This is a genomic window from Lichenicoccus sp. (assembly GCF_965276875.1).
Taxonomy (GTDB): Bacteria; Pseudomonadota; Alphaproteobacteria; order Acetobacterales; family Acetobacteraceae; genus Lichenicoccus.
Window position 1 is genome coordinate 3755248 of the sequence record NZ_OZ255701.1, and the last position, 24146, is coordinate 3779393.

A 24146-nucleotide genomic window follows, 5' to 3' on the forward strand; every position below is an offset into this window, starting at 1 on the left:
TCGGGTGAGCCCTGAACTGTGTGACGTGCTGGTGATCGGTGGTGGTCCGGCCGGTGCCACGGCGGCGGCGCTGCTGGCGGCGCGTGGCCGCGATGTCGTGCTGCTTGAGAAGCAGGCGCATCCGCGCTTTCAGATCGGCGAGTCGCTGCTGCCGCGCAACCTCGCCATTCTCGAACGTCTCGGCGTCAGCAACGCGGTCGACGCCATCGCCGTGTGCAAGCGCGGCGCCGAGTTCGTCTCCGACACGACCGGGCAGAGCGTGGCCTTTCCGTTCAGCGTCAGCGTCAGGCGGGGGCCGGCGCACGCCTACCAGGTCCAGCGTGCGGCGTTCGACAAGATCCTGTTCGACAACGCGGTGGCAAAAGGGGCGCGCGGCTTCGAGCGCACACGCGCGCTTGCGGTCGAGCCCGGGCCATACGGCCGTCAGGTCGTTCGCGCGCGCGGTGACGCCGAATGGGCGGAGCACCGCTTCCTGCCGCGCTACATCCTCGATGCCTCCGGCCGCGATGGCTTCCTCGCGCATGCGCTGGGCAACCGGCAGTCCGACAAGCGGCACAATTCCGCGTCGGTGTTCGCGCATTACCGCGGTGCCGAGGCGCGCACGGGCGCGCGGGAAGGCTACATCAGCGTGCATCTCGCCGAGGATGGCTGGTTCTGGCTGATCCCGCTGCCGGACGGCGTCATGAGCGTCGGCTTTGTCGGCACCGCCGCCGCGTTCAAGGGCCGCGCCGGGTCGCTCGCGGCACTCCTCGACGACCGCATCGCCGCCAGCCCCACGGTCGGCGCGCGGATGCAAGGCGCCACGCGCGTCTCCGACGTGATGGGTGCGGCCAATTACGGCTATCAGGCGCATCGCTCCTGGACCGAGAACAGCTGCATGATCGGCGACGCCTTTGCCTTTACCGATCCAGTGTTCTCGTCCGGCGTGCTGCTGGCGATGACCGCGGGCGAACTCGGGGCCGACGCCGCCGATGCCTGGCTCGACGATCCGGTCCGCGGCAACGCCATCGCGCGCCGTAACGAACGCGCGTTGCGCGCCTCGATGGCACGTATTGCCTGGCTGATTGCGCGCATCAACACGCCAGCACTCCGGGCGATGTTCATGTCGCCCAGCAACGCGCTCGGCATGCGCGACGGCCTGGTCTCGCTGCTCGCCGGCAACCTCGCGCGCGACATGCGCACCTTGCCTTCGGTGCTCGCCTTCAAGGCCGCCTACTATATCTTGAGCCTGCGGCGGCGCCAGTAGGCGTCGCAGCATAGGCGCCGCAACCCTGCCGCTCCCGCCTCGTTGATCGAGGCTGCACTTCGGAGCCAGGCATGCGTGCGTTCGAATCCATCGATGGCGAGGTCGAGGTTGGCTATAACGCCGATTTCGAAAATCGCTGGCGCATCGCCGAGATCGTCGGGCGTGCGTTCATGGTGGTCGTCGTCCTCGCCGCACTGGCCGGGCTGCTCGGACACGGTCCGTTCAGCCATCGCAGCCTGTCGTCTCCGGCCAGCGGCCTCACCGCCGACTTCGAGCGGGTCGCGCGCTTTGGCAGCCAGACGATGATCACGCTGCATCTTTCGCCGCGCGCCTGCGGCGGCGACACCACGATCTGGCTAAGCAACAAATTCATCGAACCGATGGGGCTGCGAAACATCATGCCGCGGCCGGCTTCCATCACCCCACGCGCGGGCGGCATGCTGCTGCATTACGCGCTCGGCGCGTCACCCTGCCAGGGGGACGAGGTGCGGCTGTTCGCCGAGCCCAGCGGCATCGGCTTCGTGCCGCTCACGCTGCGGCTCGACGGCAGGCCGGCGCTGGCCCTGACCCCGTTCGTTGTTCCCTGACGTAGGACCATGCCATGGGGATCGTCCTGCGTGCCGCCGCCGCCTACTGGATCCTGCTGCTGGCGGTGCGGCTGATCGGTCGTCGCACCGCCAGCCAGATGGCGCCGTTCGACCTCATCGTGCTGTTCCTGTTCGGCGGTTCCGCGATCACCTCGGTCCTCGGCACCGACCATTCGCTGACCGCCGCCTATACCGCGATCTGCACCATCGGCATCATGCACATCTTCGTCTCCTGGGCGAAGGCGCGCTCGATCAGGGTTGAGCATCTGATCGACGGCACGCCGGTCGTGATCTTCGAGAAGGGACAATGGCACGAGCGGCGCATGCGCTGGCTGCGTCTGCAGGAGCAGGACGTGCTTGCCGCGTGCCGCCAGCGCGGGTTGCGCGGCATGCACCAGGTCCGCTACGCCATTGCCGAGCGTGACGGCAAGGTGTCGATCATCGAGGCGATCGAGGGCGATTCTGACGTCGAGCGGGAGGCGTCCGCGCAATGAACATCCTGCTCTACGCGGTGCCGTTCCTCGCAGGCATCCTCAATGCGGTCCATTCCGGCACCAACGCCAAGCTTACCGAGACGCTCGGTCGCCCCTGGTGGGCGTCAGTGATGGTCTGCGCGATCGCAGGCTCCGTGCTGTTCGTGGGCGTGCTGGTGACGCGCGAACGCTTTCCGAGCCTGGCCAGTATCGCCGGCACGCCGTGGTGGGCCTGGGCGGGAACCGCGATCGCAGGTGTGCCGGTGATCACCACGCTGCTCTATGCCGGGCGCCTCGGTGGTGCTGCCTTCAACGGTCTGGTCATTACATCGACGATGATCGCCGCGATCGTGCTCGATAATTACGGGCTGCTCGGCTTTTCGGTACATCCTGTAAATATCTGGCGGATCATCGGTGGGGTAATCATGCTCGGCGGCATGACGCTGATCTGCATCTTCTGAGGCAAACGGCCGTTGCCGTGCCGAAGGTCAACGCACTGATGCCGGTGCGCGGTTCGTTTGGGTGTCCGGCGCCGGCTCATGCAGCCCGGCCACAAGCAAGGAAGGGCCGCCGATCGTCCGGCTGATCAGGGTGCTCCCGCAGACCAGAGAGGCTGCGATGCCGATCATCTCGATCAGGGCCAGGGCCGAGATCCCAGGCACCGTGGCCCGGCGGCCAAGCCGCCTTGTAGGCCCGACTTTGGCGATCACGAGGCGGCACTCCTCTTGCTGGTGGTGCAACGTTCGCAACGATGCACCGTGCAGAATTACCAAATGATGAAGATGCACCGTGCAGATGCTCACTTGGAGCCCTGATCACGAAAATAATGATAGTACTGGCTGCAGAGGTGGTACGCCTTGGGTTGCACCTGACATGCGCCAATGGCAGTTTGGGGTGCAACCCGGCGGGACCTGGATGGCCAGCACCATTGGTGTGAAGATCGACGAGGCGCTTCGGATGCGCCTGCGCGAGGCGGCCCGCAACGAGGGTCGCACCCCGCACGGGTTCGCCAAGCAGGCGATCGTCGCGGCTGTTGATGGACCCACATTGTCGCCAGCCGCGCATCCCGTAACGCAGCCGTTTCTTGCGTTTGCCAAGTCTGTGCAACCGCAGAGCGTTGGCCGCGCGCGGATCACCGCCGCCTGCCGCATCGCCGAGGAGGATGCCGTGGCGATGCTGCTGCCCGCGGCCGAGCTCTCGGCGCACGAGGCCGAGCAGGCGGACCGGCTCGCTCGCACCCTGGTCGAGCGCCTGCGCGGCAAGCCGGCGCGCGGCGGCGTCGAGGGGCTGGTCAAGGAGTACGACCTCTCCAGCCAGGAGGGGGTGGCCCTGATGTGCCTGGCCGAGGCGTTGCTGCGCGTCCCCGACCGCGCCACCCGCGACGCGCTGATCCGCGACAAGATCAGCACCGGCAATTGGCAGTCCCATCTCGGTCGTTCGCCGTCGCTGTTCGTCAATGCCGCGACCTGGGGGCTGGTGATCACCGGCCGGCTGACCGCGACCAGCAGCGAGAGCGGGCTGAGTGCGGCCCTGACCAGGCTGATCGGGCGTGGCGGCGAGCCGCTGATACGACGCGGCGTCGATCTGGCGATGCGCATGATGGGCGAGCAGTTCGTCAGCGGCCAGACCATCGCCGAGGCGCTCGCTAATGCCCGCCGTCTGGAGCGGCAGGGCTTTAGGCACTCCTACGACATGCTCGGCGAGGCGGCGCTGACTGCCGCGGACGCCGCGCGCTACTGCGCCGACTACGAGCAGGCGATCCACGCCATCGGCCGCGCCTCTGCGCGTCGCGGCATCATCGAGGGGCCGGGGATTTCCATCAAGCTCTCCGCTTTGCATCCGCGCTACTGCCGGGCGCAGCGCGAGCGGGTGTTGGCGGAACTGCTGCCGCGTTTGGCCGGCCTCGCGCTGCTGGCCCGCCGCTACGATATCGGCCTGAACATCGACGCCGAGGAGAGCGAGCGTCTGGACCTCTCGCTCGACCTGCTTGAAGCACTCTGCCATGCGCCGAGCCTGGAGGGCTGGAGCGGTATCGGCTTCGTCGTGCAGGCGTATCAGAAGCGCAGCCCCTTCGTGATCGATTGGATCGTCGGCCTGGCCCGCGCAACGGGTCGGCGGATCATGCTGCGCCTGGTCAAGGGCGCCTACTGGGACAGCGAAATCAAGCGCGCCCAGCAGGACGGGCTTGAGGGCTTTCCGGTGTTTACCCGAAAGGCGCATACCGACGTAAGCTACCTTGCTTGCGCCCGTCGCCTGCTCGCAGCACCCGACGCGGTATTCGCGCAATTCGCCACCCATAATGCCCGCACCCTGGCGTCGGTGCATGCGATGGCCGGGCCCGACTTCGCCCCCGACCGCTACGAGTTCCAGTGCCTGCACGGCATGGGCGAGCCGCTCTATGAGGAGGTGGTCGGCGCCCTCAAGCTCGACCGCCCGTGCCGGATCTACGCCCCCGTCGGCAGCCATGAGACGCTGCTCGCCTATCTGGTGCGCCGGCTGCTGGAGAACGGTGCGAACAGCTCGTTCGTCAACCGGATCGGCGATGCGCGGGTGCCAGTCGAGGCGCTGATCGCCGATCCTGTCGCCGAAGTGGCTGCCCGCTTGCCGGTTGGTGCCGGCGATCCGCGGATTGCCCTGCCAAGCGCGCTGTTTGGCCCGACCCGGCGCAACTCCGAGGGGCTGGACTTCGCCAGCGAGCAGCGCCTGGCCTCGCTCGCCGCGGCTCTGCTCGCCAGTACCACGCGAAGCTGGCAGGCCGAACCTCCGGTCGCCGCCTTCGGCCTGATCGCGGTGTGCAACCCGGCCGATGCGAGCGATCATGTCGGCCAGGTTCGCCACACCCCTGTCGAGGAGGTGCCGGCATTGTTCGAACGTGCGGCCGAGGGGCTGTCGCTTTGGCGCGCGACGCCGCCCGAAGAGCGCGCGGCAATCCTGGAGCGTGCCGCAAGCGCGATTGAAGCGCGCACGGAGCCGCTGATTGGGCTGATCGTGCGCGAGGCCGGCAAGACGCTACCGGACGCGTTCGGCGAAGTCCGCGAGGCGGTAGATTTCCTGCGCTATTACGCGGCATCCATCAGGCAGGATTTCTCCAACGACACCCACCGCCCACTCGGCGCGGTCGTCTGCATCAGCCCGTGGAACTTTCCGCTGGCGATCTTCACCGGCCAGGTGGCGGCGGCGCTCGCGGCGGGTAACGCGGTGCTGGCCAAGCCCGCCGAACAGACCCCGCTGATCGCCGCCGAAGCGGTGCGTCTGCTGCACGCAGCCGGTGTGCCGGACGCAGCCTTGCAGCTGGTGCCCGGAGACGGCGAGATCGGCGCTGCCCTGGTCGCGCATGACGATGCAGCCGGCGTTCTCTTCACCGGCTCGACCGCGGTCGCGCGCTCGATTGCGCGCGGCTTGGCGCCGCGGCTGAGCCCAGAGGGCCGGCCGATCCCGCTGATCGCCGAGACCGGCGGCCAGAATGCGATGATCGTCGATAGCTCCGCCCTGGCCGAGCAGGTGGTGACTGATGCGCTGCACAGCGCCTTCAACTCGGCGGGCCAGCGCTGCTCGGCGCTTCGCCTGCTGTGCCTGCAGGAGGACATCGCCGAGCGCACCCTGGCGATGCTGCGCGGCGCGATGGCGGAATTGCGTCTCGGCGATCCGTCGCGCCTGCACACCGATATCGGCCCGGTGATCGACGAGGCCGCCCGCGACACCATCGTGGGCCACATCGCGCGCATGCAGGCAGCCGGCCACGCGGTGCACAGCCTCGCATTCCCCGAGGAATGCGCCGTCGGTTGCTTCGTCGCACCCACCCTGATCGAAATCGCGAACGTGTCCGAGCTGCCCGGCGAGGTGTTCGGGCCGGTGCTGCATGTGCTGCGCTACAAGCGCGAGGCGCTGGACGGCCTGCTCGACGCGCTCGCCGCCACCGGCTACGCGCTCACCTTCGGCGTCCACACCCGTCTCGACGAGACCATCGCGCACGTCACCCTGCGGGCGCCCGCCGGCAACATCTACGTCAACCGCAACATCGTCGGCGCCGTCGTCGGCAGCCAGCCGTTCGGCGGTCACGGCCTGTCCGGCACCGGACCGAAGGCAGGCGGCCCGCTGAGCCTGCGCCGTCTGCTTGCCCGCGCCCCCGACGATTGCGGGCTGCCGTGCGGCCAGGCGACCGACGCCGCGCGCATCCTCGCGGATCATCTCGAAGCCGCCGGCGAGGTGGCACTCGCGCAGCGTGTGCGCGACATCGCCGCCCGCTCGCCGCTCGGCGCGGACCTGCTGCTGCCCGGGCCCGTCGGCGAGCGCAACAGCTACAGCCTGCATCCCGTGGGCGCGGTGCTCTGCGCCGCCGCCACGCGCAAGGGGCTTTGCGCGCAACTGGCGGCATCGTTCGCCACTGGCAACATCGCTTTGATTTCCGAGCCTGCACGTCATCGCGACCTGCTCGACTCGCTTCCCGTGAGCCTGCGCCCGTACTGGTGCGAGAGCGGCGCGTCCCCCATGCGTGCGCTGTTCGAAGGCGACAGCGATGCGCTGCGTGATTTCTGCATCCGCATCGCAGACGCGGAGGGCGGCCCGCTCGTGCCGGTGTTCGCCGCGACGCCGGACGGCTACCCCTTGGAGTTCCTGCTGCGCGAACGCAGCCTCAGCATCAACACCGCCGCCGCCGGCGGCAATGCCAGCCTGATGTCGATCGGCTAGGCCAACCGAAAGAACCACCATGACCATCTACACCGGCCCGGTCTTCGAGATGGCCAAACGCCAGTTCGAGACCATCGCCGATCGTATCGACATCCCGCTCGACGAGCGCGACCGGCTGCTCTACCCCAAGCGCGCGGTGGCGGTGTCCTGCCCGATCCACCGCGACGACGGCAGCACCGCGGTGTTCCAGGGCTACCGGGTGCAGCATCATCTGACCCTCGGCCCGACCAAGGGTGGCACCCGCTTTTCCGCCAAGCTCGATATCGGCGAGGTCGCCGCCCTGGCGATCTGGATGAGCTGGAAATGCGCCCTCACCGGGCTGCCTTACGGCGGTGCCAAGGGCGGCGTCACCGTCGATCCCCCGAGCCTGTCGCGTCGCGAACTCGAAGCGCTGTCACGCCGCTACATGCAGGAGATGATCCCGTTTGTCGGCCCGCACACCGACATCATGGCGCCCGACATGGGCACCGACGAGCAGGTCATGGCCTGGTTCATGGACACCTACTCCGCCATCCAGGGCCACATGGTCTCCGAGATCGTCACTGGCAAGCCGGTGGCCAATGGCGGCACCGTCGGACGCCGCGAAGCCACCGGCCGCGGCGTCGTGCATCTGGTCATGCGCGTTGCCGACCGGCTTGGCATCAAGACGTCGGGGGCCAGCGCCATCGTACAGGGGTTCGGCAATGTCGGCGGGGTGGCGGCCCACGAACTGGCACGGCGCGGCGTGCGCGTGACCGGCGTGTCCGACCACACCGCCGCCTATTATGATCCACGCGGCCTCGACGTGGCAGCGCTCGAGGCGCACGTGCGCGTCCACCGCACGCTCGCCGGCTTTTCCAGCGAAGCGCTGGCCGATCCCGCAACCCTGCTGACCCAGCCCTGCGACATCCTGGTTCCCGCGGCCCTGGAGCGGGTCATCGACGGCGCGATAGCCTCCCGGCTGAACTGCCGCATCCTGGCCGAAGCCGCCAACGGCCCAACCACGCCGGACGCCGACATCGTGCTGGAGGATCGCGGCGATATCGTCACGATCCCCGACATCCTGTGCAACAGCGGCGGCGTCATCGTCAGCTATTTCGAATGGGTACAGGACCTGCAGCAATTGTTCTGGGAAGAGGACGAAGTCCAGCGCCGCCTTGAGCGCATCCTCGACCGCGCCTTCAACCAGGTCGAAGCCCGCGTCGCGGCGGACGGTCTTTCGCACCGCATGGCAGCACTCGCCATCGGCGTCGGCAAGGTCCGCGACGGCAAGCGCATGCGCGGTTTGTTTCCGTAAGGATCAGTCAACGCCAGCCACCCTAGGCCACCGAAACGCGATTACCGCAATCGTAAGCGTCAACGCCGTCTCGATGACGCCGAACAGTTGATAGAAAGGTTCTGAACCGGGCAAGCTGCTTGCCATGATCGCTGTGTATGTAATCCCCAGGATAACGCTCGCCCACTTACACAAGCGGGCAGGCAGCAACAGTGAAAGCGCTACCATAAGGCTGGGCACCGCCATCATCACCGATATGCGACAAGCACCCCGGGTGTAGCGTGCCCAAGCGGCCCCATGCTTCCCCGGTTCATGTCAGCCAACGTTCCGGCGACGTAGAGGCCAAAATAATCGCCATAAGCGTAACAGAACATTGTGGAGGCCCACAACACGGCCAGCTTCGCCTTGGTTGGTGCCCGGTATTCTTCCAACTGGTGCCCTTGTGCGTTCTTCACCTGGGATGACCGCGACATCGCTGGCAGAAGCATGCAGCCTCTCATTGGGATCTAAAAAAATCGGTAGCTTTCAGGTTTCGACTGCTATGAAGCTGCCATCAGCAGAAGGCGCCAGGTCTCCCCTTGAACGGGTTGTCCAAACTCGTGGTGAAGCTCGGTCGAGATGCAACTGAATCCGTTGCGTGCGTAGAGGCGACGGGCAGCGTCCAGGACGGTGTGCGTCCACAGGGTAATCTGCGCGTATTCCTTTTCCCGCGCAAATCGAATGCACTCGCGAACCAATGCGTCGCCGAGGCCGCGCCGTCGCGCAAACGGCTCGACGTGCAGCAGGCGGAGGCGCGCTCTGCTGCGTCCCTCGTCCGTCAGGAACACCGCTCCAGCCATCACACCTTCGATGTCGGCCACCCAACATTGTTCCCGATCGGGCTTGAAGTCGCGCAAGAACGCGGCCGTCGTTTCGGCTTCCAAGATTTCGAGTCCACGTCCCCAGCCATGGCTTTCGGCATAAAGAATCGACTGGCGCGCCGCGACTTGGCTTGCTTCGCCCGTTCTGGCTGGCCGTATCCTGAAGTCGGCACCGCCGCCGTGGCCAAGCAGCAGGCGAGCCTTGGTAAGGCATTCGACGAGATCAATCCTCTCTATCGGGCTGAGCCGGTCCAAGTCTTGGGCGACGGCTGTGCGTTGCCTGAGGTCGATCAGGTTAAACGCTGCACGACCGGGTGGCGTGAGGTGTATCGGACGGCCGCGCGCATCGGCGTCGGTGCGACACCGCTTAATCCAGCCACGTTTCTCCAGCCGGACGATCATCCGGCTCAGATATCCGCGATCAAGGCCGAGCGCGCTTTGGAGCGCATTCGCCATCACTGGTTCGTGCCTGGCGATCTCAAACAGGAGCCGCGCTTCCGGCAGGTTGGCGTCGGTATCCAGAAACCGCGCGTCGATCGCGCCCACATGGTGGGTAAAGAAGCGATTGAAGGTCCGGATGGAGTCAATGGCATCGTCCATGAAGTCAAGATCATCATAGGTAGTTGACTCAGTCAACTAATAATTTGAGGGTGCGCTGACATCTGTTATCAGCTCCCCAGGAGCTGCAAATGGGCGCGGCCAAGTCCTACCATCCGGGGTGGGTCTATCATGGTCTGGTGGTCGGAACGGTCGCCGTCGCTGCCCGGTTGCTGCATGCGGTCGTGACTGGTCGCTTGCTCAGGCCGGAAAGTCTGACGGCGATGCTGGACGGACGCCCGCTTCCGGAGCATCGCAGCGCCGAACACCCCGATGCCACGTATGGATTGGAAGGTCCGGGCAGTCGGATCGTCGCCTACGCTCAGGGGAACCGGACAGCGGCGGTTCGGGCTGCCCTTCCTGCCGACGCGGAGATGGTGGCTCGCCGATTGCTAGCCTGACCGTGTCTTGCTGGGCCTCGCCACATAGGCTTTGTGCACGCTCCCTGGACATTGATCCATGTCATGCATCATCATAATCGGCCGCATAGCAGAAGTTTTGACATGATTGGGGCGGTGGCAGGCGTCGCCATTTTGCTTTCGCTGGCGACGCTGCATCTGTATTGGGCGGTCGGCGGAACCTTCGGCAAGGGAGCTGCAATCCCGGAGCGCAATGGCAAGCCGGTGCTTCGTCCCAGTCCGACCGGCACCCTTGTGGTCGCCGTCGGGATTTATGCTATCGCAATCCTCGTCGCGGCGCGCGTCGGCTGGTTTACCGTTCCGAATTCGTCTCTCGGGCTGCGGGTGGCAGTTTGGCTGGCAGCGGGCGTTTTCGCCGCCCGTGCGGTCGGCGACTTCCGCTATGTCGGCTTCTTCAAGCGCGTGCGCGGCACTCGTTTCGCCAGGTTCGACACACGCTATTATTCGCCGCTGTGCTGCCTGCTGGCGCTGCTCCTGGTCGACGCGGCGGTCGCGTGATCCGCCAGGCTTGGTGACTGCTAGCCTGTCGACACCGAAGCCTCTACGGTCGACGCTACGTCGTCCGCATGGCGTAATGCATCCCGAAGAACAGGCATAGCGAGGTTGCCGACATTGAATTATCTTCCTCTCAGAGTCTGAGATGACAGCAGGCGGCGCCAAGCCGATCGTAGAAGTCAGGAGCGGCGCGCACCTTTATGGTACCGCGACACCGGCTTCAGACTTCGATACAAAATCCGTGTTCCTGCCGGCGGCGCGCGACATCCTGCTGCAACAGGTAAGGGCAAGCATCGTCGACAGCCGGGACCGCGCGCCGGGCGAGCGCAGCGCGCCGGGTGATTTGGACTTCGAAGCACACAGTCTGCATCGATTCCTGAACTTGCTTGCGGCCGGTCAGCCTCTCGCCATCGAGGTTCTGTTCACGCCGGACGCGTTCATGCTATCGGCGCCGGATAGAGTGTGGCGTGAAGTTCAGGCGATCGGGCCATCCCTGATCACCCGCCGCGCAGGCGTGTTTGCTCGCTATTGCCGCAAGCAGGCCGAACATTACGGGGTCAAGGGCGAGCGGGCTGCTGCCGCCCGCACGGTGCTCGGGTCCCTCACGGCAGCCGAGGCTGCCCACGGTCCGCAAGTGCGGCTGGAGGCAATAGCGGCCGAGCTGGAGGCGTTGGCGACAGCCTCTCCGCACATCGCGATTGTCGATGTCGAGGTGCAGGAGCACCGAACCGTGCGCCATCTGGAGGTAAGTGGGCGCAAGGCACCTTTCACGGCAACGGTCCGCGCCGCTCGCGAGATGGCTGAGCGCCTTGTTGCCGGCTATGGCGCGCGCGCCTTGGAGGCGGAGCGCCGGAGCGGTGTTGATTGGAAAGCCCTGTCCCATGCGGTGCGCGTGGGACGGGAAGCCGTGGAACTGTTTACGACCGGGCGACTGCGCTTCCCGCTCGCATCCGCGCCTCGTCTCCTAGACATCAAGCTCGGACGCGTGCCGTACGCGGAGGTCGTCGGCGAGATCGAGAGGTTGCTGGGTGAAGTGGAGCAGTCTGCCGCGACATCGACGTTGCCGGACGAGCCGGACCTGATGGCTGCTGAGGCTTTGGTGATCCGTGCCTATCGGGATCAGGTGCTGGAGAGCCTCGAATGATGATTGCTGCGGGGGAAGGCGATACCACCATGCGATCGCGCATTGCCGCCATGCTGGACGATATCGAGCGCGATCATCGCGTCCGCATTCTGTTGGCCGTGGAGTCCGGCAGCCGCGCATGGGGCTTTCCGTCTTCGGACAGCGATTGGGACGTACGCTTTTTGTATCTTCGTCCTTTCGACGCCTACCTCCGGATTGATCCGCCGACGGACGTGATTGAGGTCCCGCTCACGAACGAGCTGGACTTGAACGGCTGGGATTTGCGCAAGGGATTGGCCTTGCTCGTGGCGTCGAACGCCGTGTTCCTGGAATGGCTGGCATCGCCAGTGGTCTATCGGCGGGATGACGATTCGTATAGGGACTTGGCGGAATTGGCAGCGGCAGCGGCGCATCTGCCGGCCCTGTCATATCACTACGACCGTCTAGCGCGTCGGCATTGGGGAGCGACGTCCAATGCGCCTGTCCGGTTCAAGACGCTCTTCTACGCCCTGCGTCCCGTACTCGCGCTAGTTTGGATGCGTAACTACGGGCGCCCGCCGCCGATGGACCTTGAAGGTCTGCTGGCCGGGCTGAAACTATCCCCGAAGCTTGTGGAAGAGATTGAACGAGTGCGGGCGCTCAAGGCGATTGCAACGGAAGCCGACGTCATCGACGTACCATCGGCGATCGGTGCGTTTCTCAGTGAGACCCTTTCCCAGCCTGTGTCTCGGGCAGGAACCTGGAACAAATCGACCCTGCTGGCCAATGTCGATCAGGCCTTCTTTCGGATGGTTATGGGCCAGCAACTTCACGCCTCGCAGTTGAATGCCCGAGATCGTTGCTAAGACTCCACCTCCGACGAGAGTCCCAGCAGCTTCCTCCAGCAAATCCCTCATGAATTTGGGCAGGCCATTCACCGCCTTGGCCGCATTGCTGCTCAGCCGCTCCGGCGAGCGATCCGCGTCGCGCTGTTGCTCCGCTGTTGCAGGATCTACCCAGATCGGCGGTTGTTGGATGCATCGGTCGGTGCGGTGCGAGAAGCCGTCTGGTCAGCGCGCTTCGGATGGCCAACAATGCCGCCCGACCGGGAGTAGACCATGAGACGATACGACTTGCTTGGAGCGGCCTTTGCCACGGGTTTGCTGTTCGCTGGCGCCGCGCGCGCCCAAGGCGGCCATACGCTAAATGGCCACACGCTGATGCGTTATCCGACCCAGCATGGGGACAGCGTCACGTTCGAGGCACATGGCAATCTGTGGGTGGTGGACCGGAAGGGCGGGTTGGCGCGCCGGCTGACCGCCGAACCTGGCCAGGATCTGATGCCGCGCTACTCGCCGGACGGCAAATGGATCGCCTATACCGCAAGCTATCAGGGCAACCAGGATGTCTATGTCATTCCGGCAGAGGGTGGCCCAGCGCGCCGGCTGACCTTCCACTCCGACGTGGTGGCCCATGCACCCGACCGCTGGGGCCCGGACAACATGGTCGTCACCTGGACGCCGGATTCCAAGAACATCGTCTTCCTGTCGCGTCGCAAGGCCTGGAACGACTGGATTTCGTTGCCGTTCGAGGTGCCGCTCGCCGGCGGCCTGCCGACCCAGCTCCCGCTTGATCGCGCGGGCTTGCTGACCTACAGTCCGGACGGCCGTTCCATCGCATACAACAGGATCTTTCGCAACTTCCGCACCTGGAAGCGCTATTATGGCGGTCTCGCCCAGGACGTCTATACCTACGATTTCGACAGCAAGAAACTGACCCGGATCACCGACTGGAAGGGCACCGATACGTCGCCAATGTGGTTCGGCAGGAAAATCTATTTTCTGTCCGATCGCGACAAGGCCCTACGCGAAAACATCTGGTGCTATGACCTGGACAGCAAGCAGTTCCACGAGGTCACGCATTTCACCGACTTCGACATCGACTTTCCTTCGCTTGGGGACAGCGCCATCACATTTCAGCAGGGTGGCGATCTCTATGTGCTCGACCTGCCGGACGAGATGCTGCACAAGCTCGATGTCAAGGTGCTCGATGACGGCACCCGCATTGGTCCGCGCATGCTCAAGGTCGGCGGCCAAGTGGTGGATATCGATAACGCGCAGCAGACCGACTACGCGCTGTCGCCCAACGGCAAGCGTGCGGCGTTCTCGGCGCGCGGCGACATCTTCACCGTGCCGCGCGAACATGGCGCCATCCGCGACCTGACACGCACGAGCAGCGCCCGCGAGAACCACCCTGCCTGGTCGCCGGACGGCAAGCTCGTTGCCTACACCACGGATTCCACCGGCGAACAGGAGATCGCGGTGCGTCCCGCGTCCGGCGGCGCCGAGCGGATCCTGACGCATTTTCCCACGGGGTATTTCTATACGCCGGTGTTTTCTCCCGACGGTACCCGACTCGCCTTCTCCGACAATGACCACCGGCTGTGGATCGCGGGCCTGGACGGGTCGGCGCCGGTGCAGGTGGCCCAAGACCCCTACCAGGAGATCCACGATCAGAGCTGGTCGCCGGATGGCAAGTGGCTGGCCTACAGCCTGCAGAATGCGAACCAGCAGCGCGCCATCTATTTGTATGACGTCTCCACCCGCCATGCGACGAAGGTCAGCAAGCCGCAGTTCAACGACCAGGCGCCGGTGTTTTCGCCGGATGGCAAGTATCTCTATTTCGTCTCCTCGCGGCACGAGAACCCCACTCTTTCGGAAAGCGAGTTCAACATCGCGACCCTTGAGCAGGAGGGTCTCTATGTCGCCACCTTGCAACGCGGCGAGCCTTCCTTGTTTGCCCCACGCTCCGACGAGGCGGCTGCGTCCGACGCCAAGCCGGCGGCGGCGGCCCCATACAAGCCCGGTGCCAGCAAGCCGATCGCCATCGATCTCGACGGTCTGATGGACCGCATCGCTCCGGTGCCGATCCCGGCCAGCGATATCGCGAGTCTCGATGCCCGCGGCAGCCGCATCTTCTATCAGACGATGCCGCCGCAGATGATCGAGGGCACTCTGCCCGGCCAGAAGCCGGCTTTGCATGCCTACGACCTTGCCAAGCGCAAGGACGAGACGATCCTCGTTGGACTCGAGAATTACGCGCTGTCCGCTGACGGCACGCATGTCTTGTTCAAGCAGGGCAAGAACTACAGCATCGCCGAGACCAAGCCCGGCGGCGGCGAGAAGAAGACGCTCGATTTGGGTTCAATGGCGATGCGCGTGGTGCCGACGCAGGAATGGTCGGAGATGTTCAACGACGCATGGCGGCTGGAGCGCGACCTGTTCTTCAGCACCAAGACCAACGGTGTGAACTGGCAGGCGGTGCATGACAGCTACGCGAAGTTCCTGCCGCTGCTCGGCTCGCGCGCGGATCTCACCTATCTGATCGGCGAGGTCCAGGGAGAGCTCGGCAACTCGCACACCTATGTCGGCGGCGGCGACGATCAGGACACCACACCGGCGATGCCGACGCCGCTGCTCGGCGTGGACTTCGCTCTCGACAAATCCACCGGCCGCTACAGCTTCGCCCATATCTATCGCGGCGACGACAGCCGCGCCAAATATCGCAGCCCACTGAACGCGCCCGGCCTGAATGTGCATGAGGGCGACACGCTGCTCGCCGTCGACGGGGTGCAATTGCATGCACCGACCAATCCTTACAGCCTGTTCGTCGGCCTGGAGGGCCCGATCACGCTGAGCATCGGCAGCGCGAGCACCAGCGCCAAGCAGGCAGCACCCCACGACATTACCGTCGAGCCGGTGAAGGACTCGCTTTCGCTGCGCGAGCAGGCCTGGATCGACCATAACCGCGCCATCGTCGACAAGCTGTCGGGCGGCAGGATCGCCTATGTCTATTTGTCGGACATGGAATCGCTCGGCATGGAGCAGTTCATCCGGCAGTTCTATCCGCAGATGGACAAGCACGCGCTGATCGTCGACGACCGCTTCAACGGCGGCGGCTTCATCGACCAGATCGTCCTGGAGCGTCTGCGCCGCGTCCTGGTGGGCATGTCGACCAATCGCGAGCGCGTCGCCATGACCATCCCGCAGCAGCTCATCGACGGCCCGAAGATCTGCCTGCTCAACCAGTTCTCCGCCTCGGACGGCGACATCTTTCCATATTTCTTCCGCAAGTACGGCCTCGGCCCGCTGCTCGGCGAGCGCAGCTGGGGCGGCGTGCGAGGCATACGCGGCTATTGGCACCTGCTCGACGGCGGCTACATCACCATTCCCGAGGACGCGCTCTACGGCTTGCACAGCCAATGGGTGATCGAGAACCACGGCGTCGATCCGGACATCGAACTCGAGGACGACCCCGCCGCATTGCTCGCCGGTCACGACCAGCAACTCGAGAAGGCGGTGCAACTGCTGATGGCCAAGCTGGGGCAGCAGGCGCACGCGCGGACGCCACCGCCGCCGCTGCTGCCGGCCTATCCGCCGCAATAACGCGGCGACGGCTGCAACTGCCCGGCCGCCGCATCGTTTCGGTAGCGGGACAGCAGTGGATTGGTGATGCGCAGGATCGACTTACCAACGGCGGCGCCCGTCCGCGTCCAGGCCGCCGAAGTGCCGAGCCTGCGCGCCCTGCTGACCCTGCAGGTCGGCGTCGTGGTCATCGCTGCCCTGATGCTGGCGCGGTCGGTGCTGATCCCGATCACGCTGTCGCTGCTGCTCGGCTTCGTGCTGGCGCCGCTGATCGTGCTGCTCCGTCGCGCGCGCCTTGGGCGAGTGCCGGCCTCGGTCGTCGCCGTCTTGCTGGCCCTGGGCCTGATCGGCGGCATGCTCTGGTTGATCGCGGGCCAGCTCGTCAGCCTCGGCGCCGAGGTCGTTCGCCATCAGGCGGTGATTGAGCGCAAGCTCGCGGTCCTGCGCGCGGCCGGCGCGGGCGCGCGGTGGCAATCGGTCAAGCATATCCGCGCCGAATTCGAGCGCCTGATCGGGGTAACCGTACCACCGGGGCCGTTCGGCCAGCACATCACCCTCAGCCAGAGCGGCCCGTCGGCGATGGACCTGTTGCGCGACGCGGCGGCAAGCATCCTGCCGCCGCTGGCGACCGCTGCCGTGGTGCTGGTGGTGACCGTGTTTATTCTGTTGCAACGCGAGGATTTGCGCGACCGGGTGATCCGGCTGTTCGGCGCGCGCGACCTGCATCGCACGACGATCGCCATCAACGACGCCGCCACCCGGCTGAGCCGCTATTTCATCACCCAGCTTGCGGTCAATGCCAGCTTCGGCGCCGCCATCGGCATCGGCCTGTGGCTGACCGGCGTGCCGAGCCCCGTGCTTTGGGGCATCCTGGCGACGCTGCTGCGCTTCATCCCCTATCTCGGCTCGATCCTGGCGGCGATCCTGCCGGTCACCCTGGCGGCGGCGATCGACCCCGGCTGGACGCGGGCGATCGAGGCGGCCTTGCTGTTCCTGGTGCTGGAGCCGGTCGTCGGACAGCTGGTCGAGCCGGTGGTGATCGGCAAGCGCACCGGCCTGTCCCCGGTCGCGGTGATCATTGCCGCCACCTTCTGGACCTGGCTGTGGGGGCCGGTCGGGTTGGTGATGTCGACGCCGCTGACCTTGTGCTTCGTGGTGATCGGGCGCCATGTCGAGCGGCTGGAGTTCCTCGACGTGCTGTTCGGCGACCGCCCGGCGCTGAGCCCGATCGAGGGGTTCTATCAGCGTCTGCTCGCCGGCGATCCCAACGAGGCGGTCGAACAGGCGGAACGGATGCTGCGCAAGCGCGCGCTCTCCTCCTACTACGACGAGGTCGTGATCGCGGGATTGCGTCTGGCCGATGCCGATGCGTCACGCGGCGTGCTGGAGGAGGTGCTGCGTGTCCGCATGCTGGATGCCATCGTCGATCTGCTCGCCGAACTCGACGAGTATGACGACGTCGACCCGGATCGCGCCCCTACGCCGGACGCGGCGCCGGTCGACGATACCCTGCCAGATGAGCCCGGCCGTCACGACGCCCCACAAGGGCGGCTCGATGCCGATGACGCGACGCTCCGGCCGGCCTGGCGGACTGCCCAGCCGGTGCTCTGCATACCGGGCATGCGGGCGATGGACGAGGCGGCTTGCCTGGTGCTCTCGCAGATCCTGACCAAGCACGGCATCGGGGTGCGCGCGGAGCCCCCGGAGGCGGCGACCCGCGCCGGCATCGCCGAGCTCGACAATACCCAGGCGGCGATGATCTGCCTGTGTGTCGTCGAGGCCGGCGCGCAGGCGGCGCATCTACGCTTCGCCACCCGCAGGCTGCGTCGTATTTTCCCCGGCGTGCCGGTGATGGTCGCTTTCTGGCCCGCCGACTTGGACGCGCCGGCCGAGCGCAGGCTGCGCGAAGTGGTGGATGCCGACCTGCATGCCGCATCGCTGCGCGAGGCGGTTGTGCTGTGCCTGCAGCAAGCCCGGGCGTTGCCGCTCGCCGCGGATTAGGAGGCAGGCTCGCATGAGGGCGTCCAGAACGCGGCTTCCAGCCGAACCGTGGTGCGAAAGCTGCGTAGAAGCATCGCGTAGCGCGCGTCTGCGCCGTGGCTGAGGGCCAGTGCGTCGAGGCGCACAATGCCTTCGGCGGCAAGCTGGACGTAATGTGCGCCGCCATAGACCTCGATCCAGGGGAGATAGCGGTTGCCGTCGCGGCGCGTGCCGGGATCGGCAAGCAGACGCAATCCGATCTCGGCGTAGCCGACCAGGCAGGCCGAGAGCGAGACCAGGAGGTCGAGGATGTCGCCGCGCTGTCCGCAATCGAGCATGAAGCGGGTATAGGCGAGCAACTCAAGCGATTCCGGCTGTCTGGCGAGGTCGGCTTCGCTGAGGCCCCAGTCGCGGCAATAAGCGATATGCAGGCCTAGTTCGGTGTCCAGCAGGTCGGCGAGCAACCGGGCCGTCGCCCGCATTCCGGCCACCTCCGGGTCCTTGTAGACGGCCAGCGCATAGGCCCGGGCGTATTGGATCAAATAGAGATAGTCCTGCACAAGGTAGGTGCGGAACGAGGCCTCTGGCAGGGTCCCCGCGGCCAGCCCGGAGACAAAACTGTGATGCGTGTAGTCGTGCCATTCACGCGTGCAATCGCGGCGCAAACGCTCGAACAGCGTGCCGCGCGGCAGGCCGGTCAAGTGTTCAGCCGCCGCTGGCGGCACTTCGCTCAAGGTTTAGCCGCCGCTGGCGGCACAGGGGAAGTTTGCCGTCAAGAAATCATAGACCCCGACCGCGGCCGGCTTGTTCGCCGCGGCCGGGTTGGTTCCCGCCCACAACACCAGCTTGTCGCGTGCCGCGTCGCGGGTCAGCGGCGGATTGGTCGGCAGGCAGAACTGCCGCGAGGCAGGTGGCGTGACGGCAAGATAATAGTCGATCAAGCCACTGAAATAACCGACGCAGAGCGAATGTTCGCTGCGGGTGAGGCTGTCGTCGCTGCTGGCCACGCACATGTCGTATAGCGACTTGAAGCTGGTGATCGTCGTGGGAGACGGGCGCTTGTAGCTGTAGTCCCCGCCTGCCGTGCTGTCGCTATCCTGGGCCAGGGCAGGGGTTGCGACGAGCGCTGCTGCAATGAGGGCGGCGACGAGAAAGGCGTGGGACGACGACGGTGTAGCCCCCGAAATCTTCTGCATGCGGCACTCCTGTTCGCTCCGCTCAGGAGAACGTGAGCCGCCCGCGCTGGTTCCCCATACCGATGCCGTGCTCAGGGCTTGCGGCTGATGGTGCCGCCGGTCATCGGGGTTGCGACCCCGGTCGTTCCCGGGAAGCTGATCGGCAGGCCGCGAAGCCGGCGCAGGGCCAGGTAGGCGAAGCACTCCGCCTCGACGGCATCGCCGCGCCAGCCGAGCTGTTCGGCGACGAGCACGGTTCGCCCGGTGCGCGCGGCCAATTCGCGCAGCAGCGTCGGATTGTGCCGGCCGCCGCCGCAGACCACGAGGCGGTCCGGCGGTGCCGCCAGCAGGTCCAGCCCGCGCGCGACGCAGCCGGCGGCAAACGCGGTCAGCATGGCGGCCCCATCGGCCGGGTTGAGCCCGTCGGCCAGGGATGCGGTGAAGTCGTCGCGGTCGAGCGATTTTGGTGGCGGCGCTGCCAAAAACGGGTGCGCGAGCCAGGCCGCAAGCAGCGTCTCGTCAACCGTGCCGGATGCCGCGAGCCGGCCGTCGCGGTCCATCTCGCCCAAGCCGTGACGGCGCATCCAGTCGTTCAGCGGAGCGTTGGCTGGTCCGGTATCAAAGGCGATCAACCGACCGGCGGCATCCAGGCTGGTGAGGTTGCCGACGCCGCCGAGGTTGAGCACGGCGCCGGCGCCTCCCAGCCCGGCGCCTTCTAGCAATGCCGCATGGTAAGAGGCGGCCAACGGCGCGCCCTGGCCGCCGGCCTGCACGTCGTGCTTGCGAAAATCATGCACCACGTCGATGCCGAGCCTGGCTGCCATGAGCGCGCCGCAGCCGAGCTGGCGCGTGCGTCCGGGCCGACCTGGCGCGGGCGCGCGGTGCAGCACGGTCTGGCCGTGAAAGCCCACCACGTGGATGTCGCGCGGGTCTAGCCGGTGTGTCTCGAGGAAGCGGCCAACGGCGTCCGCCTGCGCCAGGGTGAGCGCCCTGCCGGTCTGCGCGAACAGCGCCGGCTCCGGTCCCTCGAAGTTCCAGGCGCGGGCGGCCTGCACGCAGCGCTCAATCAGGCGGCGCGTCGCAGGCTCGTAGGCGGCAAGCGTCCAGGGGCCGAATTCCGAGACGCGCTCGCCGTCGCTGCGGATCAGGGCGATATCGATGTTGCCGTCGAGGACAGTGCCGGTCATCAGCCCGATCGCATAGGCCGGGTTCATGACCGCCACGCGGCGATGCGACAACCACCCTCTCGACCAGAGGCGCCGATTGCGCCCAGTCTATGGTGACACGGAGTTTTTGGAGGATCGTTCATGCGCCTGCTGATTGCATTGCTGCTGCCGTGGCTGAGTTTCTTTCTCATTGGCCGTCCGGTGGCCGGTATCATCTGCCTGTTGCTGCACATCACGGTCATCGGCTGGGCGCCGGCGGCGATCTGGGCGGTCTATGCGCTGAACCAATACGAGACCGATCGTAAGCTCGGTCGCTGAGCCGGGCTAAAGTGCGGGAAATTGCGTCGTCACCAGGCATTGCGCGCCGATGCCGTCGCCGCGACCGTAATAGCCGGCCTGGTAGGTCGTCGCCTGCTTGATGCTGATCCGGCTGCGGTCAATTGAGAGCAGCGAGGCGAGCCGGGTCGTCATGTGCTCGCGGTGGTCTGCGATATCGGGCGCCGCGGTGAGGATGGTCAGGTCCAGATGGACAATGCGGCCGCCTTTCATCGATACCAGCGAGACCGCCTGGCGGACGAAAAAGTCCGAGGTCTTGCCGCGAAAGCCCGGCATGTCAGGCTGGAAATGCGCCTCGTTCGGGGCGCTGCCGATGGTGCCGAGCAGCGCGTCGGTTACCGCGTTGAGCGGGATATCGGCGTTGTGGCTGCGTGCGATACCTTGGGAATGGACCACGGGAATGCCGCACATGACGACCTGACCGCCGGGGCCGAAGCCGTGGAAATCGAAGCCCCAGCCGACATGGTTCTCCTGCCGGCCGCGTTGCAGGATCAACTCGGCGCGTTCGAGGTCGCGTTCGGTGGTGATCTTGAAGTTATCGTCGCTGCCCTCGATCAGGGCGACGCTCAGGCCGTAGCGTTCAATCACCAGGCTGTCGTCGGTGAGACCGGCATGGATCGGGTCGCTGTAATGCACCTCCTCGTGCGCCTTGAGGATCTCGGCGAAGTGGAAGCCCTGCGGGGTTTGCGCGCGCCAGGTGTCGGTGCGGTCGACGGTTTCGGTGATGAGGCCATTGCGGCAGCGCTTGAGCGTATCGGGAACGGCAAGCCCGGTGATCACCGCGGGTCCGTGATCGAGGGCGGTGATCACCGCGCTGATCGTGTCCTGCTCGACGAAGGGTCGCACCGCATCGTGAATGATGACCTTGGCCGGCGGCGCCGCGGCAAGGCTTTCCAGGCCGAAGCGCACCGATTCCTGGCGTGTATCGCCGCCGATGACGGGCGGCGGCAGGGACAGCCCCTCGGTCGCCTCCTCATAGAGCCCGAGGTCGGCGGGATGGATCACCGACTGCACCTGCTCGATCTGCGGATGCCGCAGAAAGGCTAGCAGCGTGTGCCGGATCACCGGCATGTTATCCAGGCTACGATATTGCTTCGGGATCGGGCCGCCCATCCGCCGCCCGCGTCCGGCACCGACGATGATCGCAGCGGTCATGCGGGTCGGCCGGTTTGCAACATGGTGCTCATCGCAAACCCATTATCATACATCTCAGCAACCGACACTCTGGAGCAGAAGCGGACAGTATGGCCAGACACCAGCCCCTTCGGACCGGCGCAACCGAGCCCGAAGCCAGGGACAGCGACCTGCGGACCCGCGTCGCCTGGCTCTATTACATGGAGGGCCTGACCCAGGACGCGATTGCCGAAAAGCTGGAAATCAGCCGCATACGCGTGCTCAAGATGCTGGCGAGCTGTCGCCAGGACGGCACCGTGCAAATCCGGGTGACCTCGAAGCTGGCCGCGTGCGTGGCGCTTGAACGCCAGCTCGAGACGCGCTTCGCGATCCGTCAGGCAATCGTCATCCCCTCGCCGGAGAACGACGACAGGCTGCCCGCTCTCCTCGGCGCCGCGGTCGGTGCCTACCTCAACGACACCCTGCGCAATGGCATGCGCGTCGGCCTCGGCTGGGGCAGCACGCTGCGTCACAGCCTGACCAACATCGCCAGCCGCAGCCTCGCCGAATTGACCGTGGTCTCCCTGCTCGGTGCGCTGACCCGCGCCGCCGGGGTCAACCCGTCGGAGTTCGCCTGGCGCTTCGCCGACATGTTCGGCGCCGACTGCTACATGATGGCAGCCCCCGTCTATGCCCCGGACGAGGCGACGCACGCGGCCCTGCTCGCCCATCCCGGCATCGAGGAGGTGTTCACCCTGGCGCGTCGGATCGACGTCGCTTTGGTAAGCGTCGGCGACCTCTCGCCGGTCTCGACGATCGCCCGGCTCGAGTTGATCCCGCCGCACGAACTCGAACAATTGCGTCGCGCCGGCGCGGTCGCCGACGTGCTCTGCCGCTTCATCGACCAGTCCGGCCGGATCATTGACCATCCGCTGAACCGCCGCGTCGTCGCCGTCGACCCGCGCCAGTTGCGCCAGGCACCCAGGCTGGTCCTGGCCTCGGGCGGCTGGAACAAGGTGCAAGCGATGCTGGCTGCCATGCGCCTGCTGTCGCCCAGCGTCATCATTACCGACGAACATGCGGCAGGCGGGCTGCTTGCTTCACTGCCCATGGAAGGATCAAAGGCTTTATGATACGATACGGGAATGAATGCACTGCTTACCCTGACCTGCGGCCAGCTCCGTCGTCGCGGTGCGCAGGATGGGTGCATCACCTGCGGCCTCACAATCGTGAGCGCACTGACCTGGGCGCACGTGCATCCCGGACAAGGCGAAGACGCGCGTCGCGTCTTTCGCCTGTGCTGGACGTGTCATCGCCTCTATGACCACGGTCTCGTCGAGACGCATGAGCTGCTTGTCGCCGAGGAGGCATGGTGCGTCGGCAGCCGGCCCGAGCCCGCCCCCTGGTTTCGTCTGCTTGCGGCTGAGATGAACGCGAGGCAGCGGATCGTCAGGACGGAACTGCAGCACAAGGTCGCCGCGGTTCGTGCCGGCCTGACGATCCGGCGCAGAAACGCGGCGCTGAAGGCGGCCGCCACACGCAGACGAAACGTTGCCGCCGCCGCGGAGCTTTAGCGGACGTGGCCTGGTGCATCGCCTGGCGGTTCAGGCCTTGTTTGACGGACCAGGCAGCGCACGGCGCAGGTCGGCGAACGCTGTGCGCAGCGCCGGCGATGCATCCAGGAGTTCGGCAACCCAGACCCGGCCGCGGCTGGTTTTCACCCTCCACATTTTTTGTGTTTCATAGAACACGGCGCCGCTGATCGCTCCGGCGAGCGTTACGGCAAAATTCCTGAACGCCGCCTTGTGTTCGGCAATATACCATGGAACTTCGATATCGCCATTTCGCTCGATCCCGAAGATCGCGAGCTTGTGGTGTCCAACGGTCAAGTTGACGATCAGGACCTTATTGACGCTCCACGTCACGCCGAGATCGCGAAGGCCCTCCAGGCAGGCCAGCAGGCGAGCGGAAAGGCCTGCGCCGCGATCCAGCTCGGCAAACCAATGATCCTGCAAATCCTGTTGCGCGGCGACGCGGTCGGTCCGGACCAGGAGACGCCGTAAGCCGTCCCAGCTATCGAGGCGAGGAGCCCGCATCCGCGGGTCTGACAGACCGAGTTCCTCAATGATCCAGTCACGTTTGCCGTAGTTGCATGACTGGCAGCTTGTGACGAGGTTTCCGGCCTCATCGGTGCCGCCACGGGAATGCGGAACGAGGTGATCGACCACG

The 24146-nt window shown here is 66.0% G+C and carries 23 protein-coding genes; 15 read left to right on the forward strand and 8 right to left on the reverse strand.

The genetic code is table 11. The annotated features are described in order from the left end of the window. Positions 1-4: 4 nt before the first annotated feature. From ACQY4K_RS18205 to ACQY4K_RS18220, 4 genes are all read left to right on the forward strand, one after another. The gene (locus ACQY4K_RS18205) at positions 5-1246 is read left to right on the forward strand and encodes an NAD(P)/FAD-dependent oxidoreductase (RefSeq protein ID WP_428391606.1); all 1242 of its coding nucleotides are present in this window, start codon (positions 5-7) and stop codon (positions 1244-1246) included. Between the two features lie 71 nt (positions 1247-1317). Next, on the forward strand, positions 1318-1833 hold the full coding sequence (locus ACQY4K_RS18210; RefSeq protein WP_428391607.1) for a hypothetical protein: 516 nt from the start codon (positions 1318-1320) through the stop codon (positions 1831-1833). Between the two features lie 14 nt (positions 1834-1847). Continuing rightward, the gene (locus ACQY4K_RS18215; protein ID WP_428391608.1) at positions 1848-2327 is read left to right on the forward strand and encodes a DUF421 domain-containing protein; all 480 of its coding nucleotides are present in this window, start codon (positions 1848-1850) and stop codon (positions 2325-2327) included. Then, complete coding sequence (locus ACQY4K_RS18220) at positions 2324-2767, forward strand: DMT family transporter (protein ID WP_428391609.1); 444 nt, start codon at positions 2324-2326, stop codon at positions 2765-2767. The genes ACQY4K_RS18215 and ACQY4K_RS18220 overlap by 4 nt, the downstream gene beginning before the upstream one ends. A gap of 27 nt (positions 2768-2794) precedes the next feature. On the opposite strand, the gene ACQY4K_RS18225 is transcribed toward ACQY4K_RS18220, so the two are convergent. Continuing rightward, entirely contained in the window at positions 2795-3016 is a 222-nt protein-coding gene (locus ACQY4K_RS18225) for a hypothetical protein (RefSeq protein ID WP_428391610.1), read from the reverse strand. Positions 3017-3221: 205 nt separating this feature from the next. On the opposite strand from ACQY4K_RS18225, the gene putA reads away from it, so the two are divergent. Together putA and ACQY4K_RS18235 are read left to right on the forward strand one after the other, a co-directional pair. Further along, on the forward strand, positions 3222-6995 hold the full coding sequence (putA, locus tag ACQY4K_RS18230) for a trifunctional transcriptional regulator/proline dehydrogenase/L-glutamate gamma-semialdehyde dehydrogenase (protein WP_428391611.1): 3774 nt from the start codon (positions 3222-3224) through the stop codon (positions 6993-6995). Positions 6996-7014: 19 nt separating this feature from the next. Next, entirely contained in the window at positions 7015-8271 is a 1257-nt protein-coding gene (locus ACQY4K_RS18235) for a Glu/Leu/Phe/Val family dehydrogenase (RefSeq protein WP_428391612.1), read from the forward strand. Between the two features lie 3 nt (positions 8272-8274). Here the strand turns inward: ACQY4K_RS18235 and ACQY4K_RS18240 are convergent, their stop codons facing one another. Beyond that, entirely contained in the window at positions 8275-8499 is a 225-nt protein-coding gene (locus ACQY4K_RS18240; RefSeq protein ID WP_428391613.1) for a DUF6326 family protein, read from the reverse strand. Between the two features lie 290 nt (positions 8500-8789). Beyond that, positions 8790-9710, reverse strand: a complete 921-nt coding sequence (locus tag ACQY4K_RS18245) for a bifunctional helix-turn-helix transcriptional regulator/GNAT family N-acetyltransferase (protein WP_428391614.1) — start codon at positions 9708-9710, stop codon at positions 8790-8792. An 89-nt stretch (positions 9711-9799) separates the two neighbouring features. Between ACQY4K_RS18245 and ACQY4K_RS18250 the strand changes: the two genes are divergently transcribed. The 6 genes from ACQY4K_RS18250 to ACQY4K_RS18275 all read left to right on the forward strand — a co-directional run bounded on the left by ACQY4K_RS18250 (position 9800) and on the right by ACQY4K_RS18275 (position 18148). After that, positions 9800-10108, forward strand: a complete 309-nt coding sequence (locus tag ACQY4K_RS18250) for a hypothetical protein (protein WP_428391615.1) — start codon at positions 9800-9802, stop codon at positions 10106-10108. Between the two features lie 102 nt (positions 10109-10210). Next, positions 10211-10624: a DUF3995 domain-containing protein gene (locus tag ACQY4K_RS18255; RefSeq protein ID WP_428391616.1), complete on the forward strand. Its 414-nt coding sequence runs from the start codon at positions 10211-10213 to the stop codon at positions 10622-10624. 142 nt (positions 10625-10766) lie between these two features. Further along, on the forward strand, positions 10767-11765 hold the full coding sequence (locus ACQY4K_RS18260) for a DNA polymerase beta superfamily protein (RefSeq protein WP_428391617.1): 999 nt from the start codon (positions 10767-10769) through the stop codon (positions 11763-11765). Beyond that, on the forward strand, positions 11762-12589 hold the full coding sequence (locus tag ACQY4K_RS18265) for a nucleotidyltransferase domain-containing protein (RefSeq protein WP_428391618.1): 828 nt from the start codon (positions 11762-11764) through the stop codon (positions 12587-12589). Before ACQY4K_RS18260 ends, ACQY4K_RS18265 begins: the two co-directional genes overlap by 4 nt. A gap of 252 nt (positions 12590-12841) precedes the next feature. After that, on the forward strand, positions 12842-16168 hold the full coding sequence (locus ACQY4K_RS18270; protein WP_428391619.1) for a S41 family peptidase: 3327 nt from the start codon (positions 12842-12844) through the stop codon (positions 16166-16168). Positions 16169-16234: 66 nt separating this feature from the next. Continuing rightward, positions 16235-18148, forward strand: a complete 1914-nt coding sequence (locus ACQY4K_RS18275; RefSeq protein WP_428391620.1) for an AI-2E family transporter — start codon at positions 16235-16237, stop codon at positions 18146-18148. Here the strand turns inward: ACQY4K_RS18275 and ACQY4K_RS18280 are convergent. From ACQY4K_RS18280 to ACQY4K_RS18290, 3 genes are all read right to left on the reverse strand, one after another. Then, positions 18145-18852, reverse strand: a complete 708-nt coding sequence (locus ACQY4K_RS18280; RefSeq protein WP_428396210.1) for a TenA family protein — start codon at positions 18850-18852, stop codon at positions 18145-18147. The two genes, ACQY4K_RS18275 and ACQY4K_RS18280, sit on opposite strands and share 4 nt — an antisense overlap. Positions 18853-18864: 12 nt before the next feature. Continuing rightward, the gene (locus ACQY4K_RS18285) at positions 18865-19323 is read right to left on the reverse strand and encodes a Rap1a/Tai family immunity protein (RefSeq protein ID WP_428391621.1); all 459 of its coding nucleotides are present in this window, start codon (positions 19321-19323) and stop codon (positions 18865-18867) included. Positions 19324-19394: 71 nt separating this feature from the next. After that, positions 19395-20540, reverse strand: a complete 1146-nt coding sequence (locus ACQY4K_RS18290) for an anhydro-N-acetylmuramic acid kinase (RefSeq protein WP_428391622.1) — start codon at positions 20538-20540, stop codon at positions 19395-19397. A 69-nt stretch (positions 20541-20609) separates the two neighbouring features. On the opposite strand from ACQY4K_RS18290, the gene ACQY4K_RS18295 reads away from it, so the two are divergent. Then, the gene (locus tag ACQY4K_RS18295) at positions 20610-20786 is read left to right on the forward strand and encodes a YqaE/Pmp3 family membrane protein (protein ID WP_428391623.1); all 177 of its coding nucleotides are present in this window, start codon (positions 20610-20612) and stop codon (positions 20784-20786) included. 6 nt (positions 20787-20792) lie between these two features. On the opposite strand, the gene ispD is transcribed toward ACQY4K_RS18295, so the two are convergent. Further along, complete coding sequence (gene ispD / locus ACQY4K_RS18300) at positions 20793-21959, reverse strand: 2-C-methyl-D-erythritol 4-phosphate cytidylyltransferase (RefSeq protein ID WP_428391624.1); 1167 nt, start codon at positions 21957-21959, stop codon at positions 20793-20795. A gap of 89 nt (positions 21960-22048) precedes the next feature. On the opposite strand from ispD, the gene ACQY4K_RS18305 reads away from it, so the two are divergent. Further along, positions 22049-23050: a sugar-binding transcriptional regulator gene (locus tag ACQY4K_RS18305; RefSeq protein WP_428391625.1), complete on the forward strand. Its 1002-nt coding sequence runs from the start codon at positions 22049-22051 to the stop codon at positions 23048-23050. Positions 23051-23062: 12 nt separating this feature from the next. Continuing rightward, entirely contained in the window at positions 23063-23491 is a 429-nt protein-coding gene (locus tag ACQY4K_RS18310) for a hypothetical protein (protein WP_428391626.1), read from the forward strand. 30 nt (positions 23492-23521) lie between these two features. On the opposite strand, the gene ACQY4K_RS18315 is transcribed toward ACQY4K_RS18310, so the two are convergent. Further along, positions 23522-24145: an HNH endonuclease gene (locus ACQY4K_RS18315; RefSeq protein ID WP_428391627.1), complete on the reverse strand. Its 624-nt coding sequence runs from the start codon at positions 24143-24145 to the stop codon at positions 23522-23524. Between the last annotated feature and the right edge of the window lies 1 nt (position 24146).

Bases quoted from the DNA above. Each gene is read 5' to 3' on its own strand.
- ACQY4K_RS18310 (WP_428391626.1), top strand. From the start codon at position 23,063: ATGAATGCACTGCTTACCCTGACCTGCGGCCAGCTCCGTCGTCGCGGT.
- ACQY4K_RS18260 (WP_428391617.1), top strand. From the start codon at position 10,767: ATGACAGCAGGCGGCGCCAAGCCGATCGTAGAAGTCAGGAGCGGCGCG.
- ACQY4K_RS18250 (WP_428391615.1), top strand. From the start codon at position 9,800: ATGGGCGCGGCCAAGTCCTACCATCCGGGGTGGGTCTATCATGGTCTG.
- ACQY4K_RS18285 (WP_428391621.1), bottom strand. From the start codon at position 19,323: ATGCAGAAGATTTCGGGGGCTACACCGTCGTCGTCCCACGCCTTTCTC.
- ACQY4K_RS18275 (WP_428391620.1), top strand. From the start codon at position 16,235: ATGCGCAGGATCGACTTACCAACGGCGGCGCCCGTCCGCGTCCAGGCC.
- ACQY4K_RS18240 (WP_428391613.1), bottom strand. From the start codon at position 8,499: ATGATGGCGGTGCCCAGCCTTATGGTAGCGCTTTCACTGTTGCTGCCT.
- ACQY4K_RS18210 (WP_428391607.1), top strand. From the start codon at position 1,318: ATGCGTGCGTTCGAATCCATCGATGGCGAGGTCGAGGTTGGCTATAAC.
- ACQY4K_RS18215 (WP_428391608.1), top strand. From the start codon at position 1,848: ATGGGGATCGTCCTGCGTGCCGCCGCCGCCTACTGGATCCTGCTGCTG.
- ispD (WP_428391624.1), bottom strand. From the start codon at position 21,959: ATGACCGCTGCGATCATCGTCGGTGCCGGACGCGGGCGGCGGATGGGC.
- ACQY4K_RS18245 (WP_428391614.1), bottom strand. From the start codon at position 9,710: ATGGACGATGCCATTGACTCCATCCGGACCTTCAATCGCTTCTTTACC.
- ACQY4K_RS18305 (WP_428391625.1), top strand. From the start codon at position 22,049: ATGGCCAGACACCAGCCCCTTCGGACCGGCGCAACCGAGCCCGAAGCC.
- putA (WP_428391611.1), top strand. From the start codon at position 3,222: ATGGCCAGCACCATTGGTGTGAAGATCGACGAGGCGCTTCGGATGCGC.
- ACQY4K_RS18265 (WP_428391618.1), top strand. From the start codon at position 11,762: ATGATGATTGCTGCGGGGGAAGGCGATACCACCATGCGATCGCGCATT.
- ACQY4K_RS18295 (WP_428391623.1), top strand. From the start codon at position 20,610: ATGCGCCTGCTGATTGCATTGCTGCTGCCGTGGCTGAGTTTCTTTCTC.
- ACQY4K_RS18235 (WP_428391612.1), top strand. From the start codon at position 7,015: ATGACCATCTACACCGGCCCGGTCTTCGAGATGGCCAAACGCCAGTTC.
- ACQY4K_RS18220 (WP_428391609.1), top strand. From the start codon at position 2,324: ATGAACATCCTGCTCTACGCGGTGCCGTTCCTCGCAGGCATCCTCAAT.
- ACQY4K_RS18270 (WP_428391619.1), top strand. From the start codon at position 12,842: ATGAGACGATACGACTTGCTTGGAGCGGCCTTTGCCACGGGTTTGCTG.
- ACQY4K_RS18255 (WP_428391616.1), top strand. From the start codon at position 10,211: ATGATTGGGGCGGTGGCAGGCGTCGCCATTTTGCTTTCGCTGGCGACG.